Origin of the sequence: Allochromatium humboldtianum, from assembly GCF_013385175.1 — a bacterium.
GTDB lineage: Bacteria > Pseudomonadota > Gammaproteobacteria > Chromatiales > Chromatiaceae > Thermochromatium > Thermochromatium humboldtianum.
Window position 1 is genome coordinate 15243 of sequence record NZ_JABZEO010000025.1, and the last position, 14636, is coordinate 29878.

Consider the following 14636-nt stretch of genomic DNA (forward strand, 5'->3'; position numbering starts at 1 on the left):
TCGCGCGCTCAGTTGTCCTGACTGAACGCGCGATTCCCGTGATTCGACCAGTCCGCTCGCAAGAGCAGACGACGCGAAGTGAAGAGAAATCGACTCACCGCCGGGTGCTTCTCCAGCCCGGCGCTCTGAGGCCAAGGTGGACACGGTAGGACGCGACATACCGCCGACCATCAGGCTGAACGACCTTTGCGATCTGGACGAGGAGACCTTGACCGCCGCAAGGCGCGCGCCCGTAAGGGCAGGAATTGAGATGAACAACCGAGTCTTTGTCTTGAGCAGTACGAAAAAGCCTTTGATGCCATGCACGCCGGCCAGAGCCAGAAAGCTGCTTCATGCCGGTCGTGCGGCGATCTATCGGCGTCAGCCCTTCACCATCATCCTGCTGGAGCGCGCCGCGGGTGATACTCAGCCCATCGAGGTCAAGCTCGACCCCGGCAGCAAGACGACCGGGATCGCCCTGGTCGCCGACTTCCTGTGCGGACGCACGGTCATCTGGGCCGCCAATCTGCACCATCGCGGGCAGGCCATCCGCTCCGCCCTGACCGATCGGCGCGCGTTTCGGCGCGGACGGCGCGCTCGCAAAACCCGCTATCGCGCACCGCGCTTTCTCAACCGAACCCGGCTCGCTGGCTGGCTCCCGCCGTCACTGCGCGCGCGCGTCGATAACGTCCGCCATCTCACTACCAAGCTCCAGGCCCGAGCGCCGATTGCCTCGGCGGCTGTCGAGACCGTGCGCTTCGATACCCAGGCACTCCAGAACCCGGAGATCAGCGGAGTTGAGTACCAACAAGGCGAACTGGCCGGTTACGAGGTCCGTGAATACCTGCTGGAGAAGTGGAACCGGACCTGCGCCTACTGCGGGGCGCGGGATGTGCCGCTGGAGGTCGAACACATCGTTCCGCGCTCGCGGGGCGGCTCGGATCGGGTCTCGAATCTGACGCTCGCCTGTCGTCCGTGCAACGAGCGCAAGGGCAGTCAGCCGATCGAGGAATTTCTGAAAGGCAAGCCCGAGGTATTGCGCCGGATCCAGGCCCAGGCGCGCACGCCGCTCAAAGATGCGGCGGCGGTCAACGCGACGCGCTATGCCATCGGCGAGGCGGTCAAGTCCGTTGGTTTGCCGACGACGTTCTGGAGCGGCGGGCGCACCAAAAAGAATCGCGTGACCCAAGGTTACGTGAAGGACCACTGGATCGATGCGGCCTGTGTGGGCGAAAGCGGTGCGGCGGTGCGCATTGCGTCCGGGATGCAGGCGCTGACGATCAAGGCGACCGGGCGCGGACGGCGGCGGGTGCAGGGTAACGACCGCTTTGGCTTCCCACGCGGCACGCCACGCTCCGCCAAGCGCGTCCACGGCTTCCAGACTGGCGATTTGGCCAAGCTCACTTGCACCACAGGAAAAAGCGCTGGCGTGCATGTTGGTCGCATTGCCGCGATCCGGGCGCGCGGCTGGTTCGTGCTCAACAAGCACGATCGTCCGGCGCGCGAGTTCCGTCTGCTCCAGCGAGCGGACGGGTACGACTACACGAATGACCAGCCCTCCCCGTCCTGAAGGACGGGGAGGATTTCCACAAACGGCATGCAGCCCGTCCAGTGGAGCAGGAGAGTTTTTTCTATTTTTGTTTTATCTTGTTTTAAGTGACATTTGTCTTTTCAAAATCAATGACTTAAGCATGATTTTAAGGAGAAATTCCGGCGATTTGCGGAGAATTTCCGGCTCCCAAAGGGAGAAATTCCGGCTGTTAGAGGGAGAAATTCCGGCGATTTTGTGAAAAAGACATGGTAGTATTTTCACATCATAGCCCAGAGCCCCCCGCGCTTCCGCAACGGCGAGGACGCCAGCGTGCCAAAAAATGCCAAGCATCTCGTGGTCTCGAAGACCAACAGCCTCATCGAGGCCACATACCACCTGACCCTAGCCGAGCAGCGCCTGTTGTTGCTGGTGATCGCCAAGATCGACAGCCGCCAGGAGTTGGGTGCCGGAATTTCTCACACAATCACCACTGACGACCTCGCCAGCGCCTTCGCCGTACCCCGCAAGCAGGCCTACGAACTGCTGCGCGATGCGGCCGAGCGCTTGTACGGACGCTCGGTGATTGTGCATCGGCCAGATGCCATCGATCCAAACAAGGACTACACGCTGACGCGCTGGGTATCGACAGTCGACTTCGATGGTTCTCGCGGAGAGGTATCGCTGTTCTTCGCTCCCGGTATCCTGCCGTTCATCTCGCATCTGCGGCGTGAGTTTGCCCAGTACCAGCTGATCCATGTGGCGCGGATGACCTCGATCTACGCGATTCGGTTCTACGAGTTGCTCATCCAGTGGCGAGCGGCCGGCTCCCGCGAGGTTCTGGTGGAGTGGCTACGCGAGCGTTTCGATCTCCAGGACAAGTACACCAGCATTCGGGATCTGAAGCGTTTCGTCATTGAGCCGGCCGTTGAGCAGATCAACGCTCACAGCGATCTCTGGGTGAAATGGGAACAGCGCAAACGCGGGCGCGTGGTCGAGGCACTGATCTTCACCTTCGGCCCCAAGGCTGAGTCGAAGCCCGAGACTCAGGCAGATTCTCCAGCCAAGCCCAAGCCCACGCTTACGCGCGAGTACGTTCAGCAGCACGCCCAGCCGGGGGAAAGCTGGGAGGAGGCCTGGGAGCGGCTGCGCCGCAAGCATGGCGCTTAAAACCTTGCAAATTTGGCATGATAAGGTATATTTGTCTGCAATGCACGGAATGGAAAATCTGAGGGCCGGTGATATCGTTTTGATTTATCGCACATCTGATCGCTCAGGGTCTGCTCACTATCGTTCGGTAGCGACATCAGTGTGTCTCGTCGAGGAATACAAGAGCATACATTCATTTCCATCAAGAGATGATTTTATAGCGTATTGTTTGCCTTATAGCGTTTTTGAGCAGCATGAGCTAAATCGATTTTGGGAAGTAAAGCGTTATCCGCATGTTATTCGATTTACATACAACTTTGCGTTACCTAAGCGGGTTACGCGAGGCAAGATGATAGAGGGAATGGGATTTGATGCTGATGGATATTGGGGTTTTATGAAGCTGTCCGTGGAGCAGTTTAGGTCTGTATTGTGCGCAGGAGGGTTAGATGAAAGTCTTGTTGTCAATTAAACCTGATTATGCAAACAGGATTTTGGATGGAACCAAAAGGTATGAGTTTCGGAGACGAGTACATCAAGATGTTCGTGTGCGTACGGTCATTATTTATGCTACTAAACCAATAGGGAAAGTGGTAGGGGAGTTTTCAATTAAAAATGTTCACAGCGATCACCCGGATTCTTTATGGGAAAAGACTAAAGAGTTTTCGGGTATTACGAAAGAATTCTTTTCTGATTACTTTCGGGGTAGAGATGTTGGGCATGCCATCGAAGTAAAAACAGTGAAAAGATATAAAAAACCAAAGGATTTAAGCGAGTTCCTGGCAAGTGGCGTCGCGCCACAATCATACGCGTATGTGTCTGCATAGTGGTAGGGAGAAGAGAATGGGCTAGAGCCGGATTTTCTGATTGCTGTAGGAAGCAGTGAAAAAGGAGCCGCATCAATCGCGTAAATATTGGCCTAAAAAGCGGTTCTAAAGCGACTGCACACAGCAGCGTAGGAATTTTGTTGGTAATCCAACATAACCAGCAAGCCTTGCTTGCCGAAAATGCGGCTAAAGATTTGGGACCAGCAGGCAGCGTGGTAATTTTTCTGAAATGCGTGCCAAAAGAGATGCTTAACCTAATTCATTAGGCGCAAAAACAGGAACTCAAGAAATATGCCGGAAATCAGTCGTTTTCTCGGAATCGTCATCTATATGTATTTCAATGAGCGTCAACTACCCCGGCCTGAAGGCCGGAGCTTGAAAGAGCTGGGTTGACCAGGGACAGCGGTGAAAACCCGCTGCGTTTGCAACAGGTCGCACAGACCGACTCCGAGGTGCTTCCTCAGCCTCGGACTCTCGAAGACCCGGACCATGCAGGCGAAAGGTAAAGCGTCGAAGGTTCGGGTCGCCGCCGCGCGGCGGGAGCCGGTTGCAGACATTCCCGAGGGGAGCGAGCCGCGAGGCTCCGTCACCAGGCCCGTAAGGGCGAGTTTTGGAACAGACCGATGGCTGTATTCGTTCTCGACAGACAGAAGACGCCGCTGATGCCGTGCACGGAGAAACGCGCGCGGCTGTTACTGGAGCGCGGACGGGCGGTGGTGGTGCGTCTGGCCCCCTTTACTATTCGCCTGAAGGACCGGATCGGCGGCGCGGTTCAACCACTGCGCCTGAAGCTCGATCCAGGCAGTCGCGTCACGGGGCTGGCTCTGGTACGCGAATCCGAAACCTGCGATGCGGACACGGGCGCGGTCGAGCGCCTGGAGCATGGTCTGTGGTTTGGGGAACTCGTGCATCGCGGCCAGGCGATCCGGGAGGCGCTGACGAGTCGGCGTCACTATCGCCGGGCACGCCGGTCTCGGAAGACGCGCTACCGGGCGCCGCGTTTTCTGAATCGCACCCGCCGCGACGGTTGGCTACCACCGTCGTTGCAGCATCGGCTCGACACCACCGTCAACTGGGTGCAGCGCCTGCACCGGCTCGCCCCGATCACCGCCCTCAGTCAGGAATTGGTGCGTTTCGATACTCAGGCGCTCCAGAACCCGGAGATCTCCGGTGTGGAGTACCAACAGGGCGAACTGGCCGGTTACGAAGTCCGTGAATACCTGCTGGAGAAGTGGCGCCGGACCTGTGCCTATTGTGGCGCGACGCACGTGCCACTGGAGATCGAGCACATCGTTCCACGCTCGCGGGGCGGCTCGGATCGGGTCTCGAACCTGACGCTCGCCTGCCGAGCCTGCAATCAGCGCAAGGGGAACCGATCCATTGAGGACTTTCTGCAACGCCAAACGGTGCTTTTGCACCAGATCCAGGCCCAAGCCAAAGCGCCGCTCCAGGATGCCGCCGCCGTCAATGCCACGCGCTGGGCGCTGTTTGCGGCCCTGACAGCGACAGGGCTTCCCGTCGAGACCGCCTCGGGCGGACGCACCAAGTACAACCGCACGCGCCTGGACATCCCCAAAACCCATGCCCTTGATGCGCTCTGTGTCGGCGCTGTCGATCAGGTGCGCGACTGGAACCGCCCGGTCCTGGCCATCCGCGCCACCGGACGCGGGGCCTACAGCCGCACGCGCACGTCCAACAACGGCTTTCCGCGCGGCTATCTCATGCGTGAAAAGCGCATCCACGGCTTCCAGACCGGCGATTGGGTGCGCGCCGAGGTGCCCACGGGCAAGAAAGCTGGTGTGCATGTCGGGCGCGTGGCGGTGCGCCAAACGGGATCGTTCAACATCCAGACCCAGGCCGGAACCGTTCAGGGGATCTCCTACCGCCATTGTCGTCTCCTTCAACGTGCTGACGGCTATGGCTACACCTTCCAACCTAAACCAAAAATGGAGGATGCGAGACGGGCGGCCTAACCGCGCTACGCGCGGTGCGCTATCCCTCCCCGCCCTGAAGGACGGGGTTTCTCGCGCAAGACTGATGACGGATGCGCGCCGCTTTCCAGAACACCACGGGACCAGCCGGCGTAGCGGCCACAACGGGAATATTCTGCCCCCGGTCGATCCCGATCCAGCGCCCGGTCTCTGTGGCGTCGGGAACCTCCATCGACACCGAGAGACAGGCTGACCAGATCCCTTTTTTGGAGCGCACCAGTTTCAGACTTCCCGCTTTGGCTCGACCATCGAGCACCGCCTCCAGCCACGCCTGGTGGGAGGCCATATGCACCTCCAGCGGTACGCGCTTTTTGACGCCGCGCACCAGGCCAAATCCGAGGCTGAAGGTCTCGCCGACCCGATGCAGTGTCCAATTCTGGTTATTGGTCTCTAGTGGTAGCCGCCGGAAATGTTTGATCGGCGTGCGGGCGTTGGCATTGCGGATGGTCTGGTTGATCCACGCCGAGCCGATGTCGAGGTGGGCAAACTTTAGTGTGCTATTTCGGGCAAAAAAGAAAACCCCATCAAAGCAAGGCATTGATGGGGTTGTGGACTAAAACAAGGCCAGCTGCTCCATAGGAACTCTGGCCATCGGCTGTCGACGCTGAATCAGCGCCTCATCATTCAATGCCGACGAGACCGATTCGAGCGGATCGAGTTCGAGATCATCGCTCAACGGTAGCTCCTCAACGTGACGTCCATGCTTCCAGAGAAGCATAGCGAGCCGCTCTTCCTGCTTCTCATACAGCGCCACTGGATGTCCCTGTAGGGATTTCCAGGATGGGTGGATCCCTTTCCAGAAGTGTGCTCTCCAGCCCATACCTTGCGACTGCTGTTCATGCCGCTCGGCCTCCTGCCGCGATATGGGCCTCGTCGTTGGTAATCCGCGCCGAAAACTGACGGCTTTCTCGCAGACCATGCGCGTCCCTTTCACCAGGACGATGAGTCCCGTGTGGTCGCCACGCGCACGGCGGCCGGCGGCGATGGCGTCTTCGTCGTGATAGACGAATGTCGTTTCACCGTTGAAGGTCGCTTCCGGCACAAGCCGATAGGCCATGATTCGGCCCCATACAGGGTTGCCGTAAGGTCCATGGCACACGCCAAAAACGGTATAGAGATAGCCCTGATATTCAAAGGTAGCAACGCCGCAGGGCTTGTCTTTCGACTGTTGTTCTAAAAAACGATGCGCCGAATAGGCTTTTCTGCATTCTTCCCATACTTCGGCCGCTAACTGAATTTCTTGCGTCATGTCAATTTCCTCATCGTCCGCATTGGACGTCAATCCCAGCGCCCATGCGCCAGGTTCAATAGGAGTTGACGGACAAAAAAAATCTGCAATAATGCTGGATAATCCTAAAAAGCGAATTGCAAATGCAATAAAGGAAGCGGCTCATGTCTGAATCAAACATTTCTGCCTTTCAGGATCTTTTGAATGCGTTTACCGAGGCGGCGCGTAACAATCGCGACAAGGGCGATTTGTTTGAGCGGCTGATTGCGAACTATTTAATGACCGATCCGCAATATGCGGATTTGTTTGATAGCGTTTGGCTGTGGTCGGAATGGCCGGATCGCTGGAGCGTCGATGTTGGAATCGATATCGTGACCCGTGAACGGGCAACCGGGGACTATTGGGCAATTCAATGTAAATTCTACAATCCCGATCATTCTCTGAAAAAATCCGACATCGATTCGTTTTTTACCGCTTCAGGCAAGCACTTTGCGACAGCGGATGGGGAGCAGCGCTTTGCTCGTCGCATGATCGTCAGCACAACCGACAAATGGGGCAAGCACGCTGAAGAGGCACTGGCCAACCAGGACATCCCCACCGTGCGCCTGGCGTTCAAGGATCTGGCCGACAGCCCGATCGACTGGAGTCGCTTCAGTTTGTCGCGGATCCAGGACATCCGGCTCAAGCGCAAAAAGCGGCGGCGTGCGCATCAGCGGCACGCTTACCGAGCGATTCGCAGCGGATTTCTCACCGCCGATCGGGGTCGCTGCATCATGGCCTGCGGCACCGGTAAGACCTTCACCGCGCTGCGCTTGGCCGAGGGGCAGGTGTCGCCGGGCGGACGGATCCTGTTCCTGGCCCCCTCGATCTCGCTGGTCTCGCAGACCTTGCGTGAGTGGACGGCCGAGGCGCTGGCTCCGATTCATGCCCTGGTCGTGTGCTCGGACACCAAGGTCGGCAAGGACGATGAAGACCTGCGCACGCACGATCTGGCCTATCCCGCGACGACTGACGCCCGAAAGCTCGCCGAGGCCGCCCACGCCCTGACGCGGGATCGTCGCACGGTGGTCTTTTCCACCTACCAATCGATCCAGGTGGTCGCCGATGCCCAGCGCCTGGGACTCGGGGAGTTCGATCTGATCATCTGTGACGAGGCGCACCGGACCACGGGCCTGACCCTGGCTGAGGATGACCACTCCGAGTTCGTCAAGGTCCACCACAACGACATCGTTCGCGGAGCCAAGCGGCTCTATATGACGGCTACCCCGCGCATCTATGCCGAGTCCTCAAAAAACAAGGCCGGCGAACAGGCCGCTGTGCTGTTTTCCATGGATGACGAGACCGTCTTTGGCCCCGAGTTCTACCGGCTCGGGTTCGGCAAGGCGGTCGATTTGGATCTGCTCTCGGAATACAAAGTGCTGATCGTGGCGGTGGATGAGACCCGCATGACGGCGCTCGCTAACGACTACAACAGTGCCTACAAGCTCGATGAGAAGAAGGCGATCAACATCAACTTTGCCACCAAGATCATTGGTAGCTGGAAGGGGCTTTCAAAACGCGGCCTGACCCTGATCGACGAGGATGGCCAGCAGGAATCGGCCTCAGAAGACCTGGCGCCGATGCGCCGGGCCGTCGCCTTCTCCAAGACCATCAAGGATTCCAAGCTCACCACCCAGACCTTCGGTCAGCTGGTCGAACTCTACCAGAACGCCCACACTGACGATCTGGAGACGGGCATGGTGCGTTGTCAGCTGGACCATGTGGATGGCGGGATGAACGCGCTGGTGCGCCTGGAAGCGCTCAACTGGTTGCGCGAGAACCCCGGCGAGAACAGCTGCCGCATCCTGTCCAATGCCCGCTGCCTGTCCGAGGGCATCGATGTGCCGGCTCTGGATGCGGTGATCTTTTTTGACACCCGTGAATCCATCGTCGACATCGTGCAGTCGGTCGGGCGCGTGATGCGCAAGGCGGATCGGAAACGCTACGGCTACATCATCCTGCCGGTGTGCATCCCTTCCTCCAAGGTCAGCAACTACAACAGCTACATCGAGAGCGATCCCCAGTTCAAGGGCATCTGGAAGGTCATCAAGGCGCTGCGGGCGCATGATGAGTCCCTGGTCGACGAAGCGGAGTTCCGGCGCAAGATCAAGGTCATCGGCGATCCAGGTCGCCGGGGGACCGGTGGCGGTGAGCGCGGAGGGGAGGGCGGCAATGTGCCGCTCGACTTGCCCACGCTCTCTATTGAGGATGTCAGCGAAGCCGTCTATGCCGCCATCCCCAAGAAGCTCGGCGACCGCGAATACTGGAGCGAGTGGGCAAAAGGCGTAGCCCAGATTGCCGAGCGACTGATTGCGCGCATTCGTGATCTGTTACAGCGTCCCGAAGCCCGTCGGGCCTTCGATGATTTCCTCAACGGACTGCGTGACAACCTCAATCCGGCCGTCACCGAGGCGGAAGCCCTTGAGATGCTGGCCCAGCATGTCATCACCCGCCCGGTGTTCGAGGCGCTGTTTGAGGGCTATTCCTTCACCCAGCACAACCCGGTCTCAAAAGCGATGCAGGCGGTGCTGGAGATCATGGACGATCGCGTCGTCAGCAGCGAGACCGAGGATCTGGAGGCGTTCTATGCCAACATTCGTGATCGCGTCAGCTTGGCCAAAAGCGACAAGTCGCGCCAGGACATTATCCGCAATCTCTACGACACTTTCTTCAACAACGCTTTCCCGCGCATGGCCGAGCGCCTGGGGATCGTCTACACCCCCCTGGAAGTGGTCGACTTCATCATCCGCAGCGCAGATGCCGCACTCCAACGCCACTTCAACAGCCGTCTCAGCGAACCCGGCGTCCAGATCCTGGATCCGTTCACCGGCACCGGCACCTTCATGGTGCGCCTGCTCCAGTTGGGCTTGATCTCCCCCGAGGATCTTCCGCGCAAGTACGCCCAGGAACTGCACGCCAACGAACTCGTGTTGCTGGCCTACTACATCGCTGCCATCAACATTGAGATGACCTACCACGCGCTCACCGGCACCCATAAGCCGTTCGAGGGCATCGTTCTGACCGATACCTTCCAGATGACCGAGACGCGCGATGCGATAGATCAGATCGTGCTGCCCGAGAACAGCGAGCGCGTCAATCACCAGAAGCAGCAGAATATTCGGGTGATCTTGGGGAATCCACCATATTCGGCGCAGCAAGAGAGCGAGAACGACAACAACAAGAATCTGGCCTACCCGACGCTGGACGAGCGCATCCGCGAGACCTACGCCGCGCAATCGCGCGCGAAGCTGGTCAAGAACCTGTACGACTCCTACATCCGTGCCATTCGCTGGGCCTCGGATCGGATCGCCGACAAGGGCATCGTGGCCTTTGTGACCAATGGATCGTTTCTGGACGCGAATAACATGGACGGGCTGCGCAAGTGCCTGACCAATGATTTCAGTGATCTCTATGTCTTCAATTTGCGCGGCGACGCTCGCACGTCTGGCGAGGAGCGTCAAAGGGAAGGTGGCGGTATTTTCGATTCGGGCTCCCGCACCCCGGTCGCGATCACCATCCTGGTCAAAGACCCGGCCCATGCCGCCCCCTGCCGCCTGCACTATCATAACATTGGCGATTACCTGACCCGAGAGAACAAGCTGACCATCATTGAGGACTTCGGCAGTATCGAAGGGATCAAATGGCAAGGACTCACACCCAATGCCGAGGGCGATTGGATCAATCAGCGTGATCCGGCGTTTGACAACTTCATCACGCTTGGAAGCAAAGACAAATCCGAGAGCGACGTCCTCTTCTCCATCTATTCGCTCGGTCTCGTTACCAACCGTGATCCGTGGACGTACAGCTATTCACGTGAACAGGTCGGCCACAACATGCGCCGCTTGATCCAAACCTACAGCAATGAGGTGGATCGATATGAGGCTATCTGCACCGGTAAGACCAAGAAGCAGCGGCCAGACATCGGGGATCTGATCGATCCCGATCCGAAGCGGATCAGTTGGACGCGCGCACTGAAAGCAGACGCGACCAAAGGGAAGCGCCATCAATTCAAGGACAGTGCCATCGTCCCAAGCATGTACCGTCCGTTCAATCGGCAGTGGCTATATTTCAGCCGCGCCTTCAACGAGATGGTCTACCAAATGCCTCGGCTCTTCCCGACGCCTGAACACGAAAACATCGTGATTTCCTGTACCGGAGTTGCCGACCGCAAGGGCTTTTCGGTGCTCGCCACCAACCAGTTACCGAACATGCACCTAACCGACACCGGTCAATGCTTCCCCCTCTACTGGTACGAAAAGGTTGAGGAACAGGCAGAGATCAAGGCACAAGGCGATATGTTCGCGTCCAGCGACGCCCCGGACGAACATGGTTACATCCGCCATGATGCCATCACCGATTGGGCGCTGACTGCCTTTCGTGACCACTACCAGGACCAGACCATCACCAAGGAAGACATCTTCTGGTATGTCTACGGCATCCTGCATTCGCCTGAGTACAAGACGCGCTTTGCGGCGGATCTCAAGAAGATGCTCCCGCGCATTCCCTTCGCCGGAGACTTCTGGGTGTTCAGCCGTGCTGGCCGTGAGCTTGGGACATGGCACCTGGAGTACGAGACGGTCAAACCCTATCCGCTGACCGAAGAAAAGAAGGCGATGGACATCACGCCGGAGACTTTCTACCGCGTCACGAAAATGGCTTTTGGGAAGAAAAACGGCAAACCAGACAAAAGCGTCATCGTCTACAACGCCAATCTGATTCTGCGCGATATTCCGCTTGAAGCCTACGACTATGTTGTCAACGGCAAATCGGCGATTGAATGGATTATGGAGCGTTACGCCGTCACGGTCGACAAGGCCAGCGGAATCAAAAACAATCCGAACGATTGGTCAGAGGAACCGCGCTATATCGTGGATCTGATCAAGCGCATTGTGCGTGTGAGTCTGGAAAGCGTGTGGATTGTTGAAAAGCTGCCGGAGCTTTAATTATGAAAAAAACGACATTGAGCCTTCTTGCTGAGAATAGTTGCTGGGATAAAGTCGCCGCATTGAGCCTGCATGATCTTGGTGTGTTTTGCGGCAAGCAAGAACTCTATGCCACGAAACCCAACGCTCAACTCCGCAGAATGTGTAAATCGATTTTTCTGGATAGCAGTCTCGCATCGTGTCGTCTCGATGGAGTTACGTTACCCCAAAATAGTCTCAAGCGTTTAAGCGCTGTTTCACGTCCGCGCGTTCTCGATTCTGATGAAGAAGATGTTATTAGCTATTGTGATGCCATAAAATTTATCTATGAAAATGCTAAAAATTTACCTATTAACCATGAAACAATTTGCCAGCTACATGCGCTCGCATGCAAAAACATCGATGATAGTGGCCAATATCGATCGGACGACCGTCCGCTGATCGGTTGGGGAATAAATCCAGCTGTTCCGGTCGAGCGAGTCGTGGTGGCTATGAATCGATTATTCGATGACTGGAACTGCTGTCTCGAGGATCGATCAATGCCTCCATTACTCGCCGCTGCCGCCTTTAATCTCGATTTTTTTTGCATTCATCCGTTCAGAAAAGGCAATTCGCGCGTATCAAGATTGTTGTGGTTACTCCAAAGCCTACAGCTTGGCTACGATGTCGGGCGCTACATTAGTCTTGATCTTCGGATTGAACTGATTCAGGATCGTTATTATGAAACCTTGCAAGTGAGTTCTCAGGGGTGGGATGAGGCAAAACATAATCCTTGGTCATATATCAATTATATGCTCTCTATAATGGAGTTGGCATATGACGATTTTCAAACCTGTATGCTCAAAGTCAAAGGCTCTTTATCGAGAGCCAATCAAGAGCAAGCCGTGATTAAAAACATCGATTATTTGCTATCTCGACCCTCCTGCCAATTTACGATACGCGATCTCGTTCAGTCATGCCCTGGGATCAGCTTTAACGCAATCAATTTTGTTCTCCGTAAGCAGCAACAGAGTGGCGCAATTTGTTGCGTTGGTTCTGGTCGCAATGCCTATTGGACGCGCGGTCTTACCGAAAAAAAATGATGCATGAGCCGCGAAAGCCAAATATCTATCATTTTTAGCGACACTGCATGGACGCATGACCGATTTAGCGGAGCGTTACGATGATCCAGATTTTCTGGCCGCGCATGAAGCCATTAAAAAACTGTATCAGACCATGCAGAAAATACAACAAAAGTCGCCATCCGGAAATTTCAATTACCTGGGGGTCATTTAATGCCAGCTTCCATGCGTTACTGCCAATTTGAAAATGCGCTTCAGGTCATGCAAGAGCTAAAAATCCGGCTCGAAGAGGGCGTCGAGCCAGAATCTCTGAGCGAGAGCGAAAAACAAGCCGCCAAGCAGCTTTTTTCGCTTCTCAAGGATCTTGTCGAAGACTACGCCCCGTGCACGCGGGGATGAACCCGCCCCGCGCTTTTCTTGCCCCACAACTCCTCTCGAACCTCGGCATTCCGCCGGGGACTTGAGAGGAGACTGCCATGAGCAGCAGCCAGAACGCCTACGACTACATCTGCCCCATGTGTGGGAGGACTGATCAGCTTCAGGTCGAGGTCCAGGTCATGTGCGACCTGCACCAGGATCCGGATGAGGAAAATTTCGAGACTACGCCAGCCCGCGATACGGACTGGCACTTCGATGCCGAGTCCTACATGCAATGCGGTCATTGCATGCACGGGGCGCGATCGATCTACTTCCAGCGCATCCCGGAAGGGACCGAAGTGCGGCCAACGATCGCGCTCGAGGGCGAGATCGACACGCCGGCTTGGGCGCGCGGTGTCGTTGAGGGATTGGAGGACGACCGCTACACGATCGTTTTCGAGAACGGATTGCGGAGGGAATTTACGCGCAACGAAGTCGCGCGTTGGCTCTACATCGTAAAGAAAGAGACCGTGCCATCCCCTGAAGAAGCGACGATTTAAGCGCTTCCTCCAACGAAATGATCCCAAACCCACCAGGCCATGCTTGGTGGGTTTCTTTTTTAACTGTTAGTGCCGTCTTGCGCGAAAAGCCCCGTCCTTCAGGACGTGGATGGATAGCGCGTCCCTGAGTGGGCCTTGAGCCGACTCAGGGACTATCTTGCACGGTCTTGCAAGATTCTTTATTCTTTCAGTATGGCGACGCTCACCAAAACACTCAAGCTTCCGTTCCTGCGGCTCAATCAGGCCAAGATGGAGCAGTTTGAGCAGTTGCAGCAACTCAATACCGAGGTCGCCAATCAGATCCTCGCCCTCCCCAAAGCCGAACGACGCGCCTTGACCTCCAAGGCGTTTGCCCACATCGACATCGGCTCGGCGTGGATCAACCAGACCATCCGCAATGCCAACGCCCGCACGCAGGTCAAACATTTCCGGCGGCTACCGCTGGAGACCAATAACCAAAATTGGACACTGCATCGGGTCGGCGAGACCTTCAGCCTCGGATTTGGCCTGGTGCGCGGCGTCAAAAAGCGCGTACCGCTGGAGGTGCATATGGCCTCCCACCAGGCGTGGCTGGAGGCGGTGCTCGATGGTCGGGCCAAAGCGGGAAGTCTGAAACTGGTGCGTTCCCAAAAAGGGATCTGGTCAGCTTGTCTCTCGGTGTCGATGGACGTTCCCGATGCCACAGAGACCGACCGCTGGATCGGGATCGACCGGGGGCAGAATATTCCCGTTGTAGCGGCCACGCCGGATGGTCCCGTGGTGTTCTGGAAAGCGGCGCGCATTCGTCATGTGCGGCGCGTCTACGCCCAACGGCGTACGCGACTCCAGAAACGCGGTAAACATCGGGCGGTCAGGAAACTGGAGTCGCGCGAGCGGCGCATCGTCACCCATATCAATCACTGCATCAGCCGTGAAGTGGTCGCGTTGGCTCAACGACTGGAGGCTGGGATTCGCCTGGAAGATCTCTCTGGGATTCGCCAGTCCTCCAAACAGTCTAA

At 57.0% G+C, this 14636-nt stretch carries 11 protein-coding genes; 9 read left to right on the top strand and 2 right to left on the bottom strand.

Annotated features, from left to right (window positions below):
• Positions 1-250 precede the first annotated feature (250 nt).
• The 4 genes from iscB (HW932_RS20060) (at position 251) to iscB (HW932_RS20075) (ending at position 5453) form a co-directional block, all read left to right on the top strand.
• The gene (iscB, locus tag HW932_RS20060) at positions 251-1549 is read left to right on the top strand and encodes an RNA-guided endonuclease IscB (protein WP_176978236.1); all 1299 of its coding nucleotides are present in this window, start codon (positions 251-253) and stop codon (positions 1547-1549) included.
• A 291-nt stretch (positions 1550-1840) separates the two neighbouring features.
• Positions 1841-2677 carry a RepB family plasmid replication initiator protein gene (locus tag HW932_RS20065; protein ID WP_176978237.1) on the top strand — a complete coding sequence of 279 codons (837 nt, stop codon included), beginning with the start codon at positions 1841-1843 and terminating at the stop codon, positions 2675-2677.
• A 425-nt stretch (positions 2678-3102) separates the two neighbouring features.
• Positions 3103-3480 carry an ASCH domain-containing protein gene (locus tag HW932_RS20070; protein ID WP_176978238.1) on the top strand — a complete coding sequence of 126 codons (378 nt, stop codon included), beginning with the start codon at positions 3103-3105 and terminating at the stop codon, positions 3478-3480.
• A 623-nt stretch (positions 3481-4103) separates the two neighbouring features.
• A complete protein-coding gene (gene iscB, locus HW932_RS20075; protein WP_176978239.1) occupies positions 4104-5453 on the top strand; it encodes an RNA-guided endonuclease IscB in 1350 nt (449 codons plus the stop codon).
• A gap of 19 nt (positions 5454-5472) precedes the next feature.
• On the opposite strand, the gene HW932_RS20080 is transcribed toward iscB (HW932_RS20075), so the two are convergent.
• Both HW932_RS20080 and HW932_RS20085 read right to left on the bottom strand, forming a co-directional pair.
• Positions 5473-6009 (bottom strand): hypothetical protein, encoded by a 537-nt coding sequence (locus tag HW932_RS20080; RefSeq protein ID WP_176978240.1) that lies wholly within the window; start codon positions 6007-6009, stop codon positions 5473-5475.
• Positions 6010-6024: 15 nt separating this feature from the next.
• Complete coding sequence (locus HW932_RS20085) at positions 6025-6720, bottom strand: hypothetical protein (RefSeq protein WP_176978241.1); 696 nt, start codon at positions 6718-6720, stop codon at positions 6025-6027.
• Between the two features lie 143 nt (positions 6721-6863).
• Between HW932_RS20085 and HW932_RS20090 the strand changes: the two genes are divergently transcribed.
• The 5 genes from HW932_RS20090 to HW932_RS20110 form a co-directional block, all read left to right on the top strand.
• Entirely contained in the window at positions 6864-11681 is a 4818-nt protein-coding gene (locus tag HW932_RS20090; protein ID WP_176978242.1) for a DEAD/DEAH box helicase, read from the top strand.
• Positions 11682-11683: 2 nt separating this feature from the next.
• Positions 11684-12742, top strand: coding sequence for a Fic family protein (locus tag HW932_RS20095; RefSeq protein WP_176978243.1), 1059 nt, complete (start codon positions 11684-11686; stop codon positions 12740-12742).
• Between the two features lie 192 nt (positions 12743-12934).
• A complete protein-coding gene (locus HW932_RS20100) occupies positions 12935-13120 on the top strand; it encodes a hypothetical protein (RefSeq protein ID WP_176978244.1) in 186 nt (61 codons plus the stop codon).
• Positions 13121-13197: 77 nt separating this feature from the next.
• Positions 13198-13638, top strand: coding sequence for a hypothetical protein (locus HW932_RS20105; RefSeq protein ID WP_176978245.1), 441 nt, complete (start codon positions 13198-13200; stop codon positions 13636-13638).
• A gap of 192 nt (positions 13639-13830) precedes the next feature.
• The coding region (locus tag HW932_RS20110; protein WP_176978246.1) for a transposase at positions 13831-14636 on the top strand (806 nt) is incomplete at its 3' end.

Bases quoted from the DNA above. Each gene is read 5' to 3' on its own strand.
- HW932_RS20070 (WP_176978238.1), top strand. From the start codon at position 3,103: ATGAAAGTCTTGTTGTCAATTAAACCTGATTATGCAAACAGGATTTTG.
- HW932_RS20080 (WP_176978240.1), bottom strand. From the start codon at position 6,009: ATGCCTTGCTTTGATGGGGTTTTCTTTTTTGCCCGAAATAGCACACTA.
- HW932_RS20095 (WP_176978243.1), top strand. From the start codon at position 11,684: ATGAAAAAAACGACATTGAGCCTTCTTGCTGAGAATAGTTGCTGGGAT.
- HW932_RS20090 (WP_176978242.1), top strand. From the start codon at position 6,864: ATGTCTGAATCAAACATTTCTGCCTTTCAGGATCTTTTGAATGCGTTT.
- iscB (WP_176978239.1), top strand. From the start codon at position 4,104: ATGGCTGTATTCGTTCTCGACAGACAGAAGACGCCGCTGATGCCGTGC.
- HW932_RS20100 (WP_176978244.1), top strand. From the start codon at position 12,935: ATGCCAGCTTCCATGCGTTACTGCCAATTTGAAAATGCGCTTCAGGTC.
- HW932_RS20105 (WP_176978245.1), top strand. From the start codon at position 13,198: ATGAGCAGCAGCCAGAACGCCTACGACTACATCTGCCCCATGTGTGGG.
- iscB (WP_176978236.1), top strand. From the start codon at position 251: ATGAACAACCGAGTCTTTGTCTTGAGCAGTACGAAAAAGCCTTTGATG.
- HW932_RS20085 (WP_176978241.1), bottom strand. From the start codon at position 6,720: ATGACGCAAGAAATTCAGTTAGCGGCCGAAGTATGGGAAGAATGCAGA.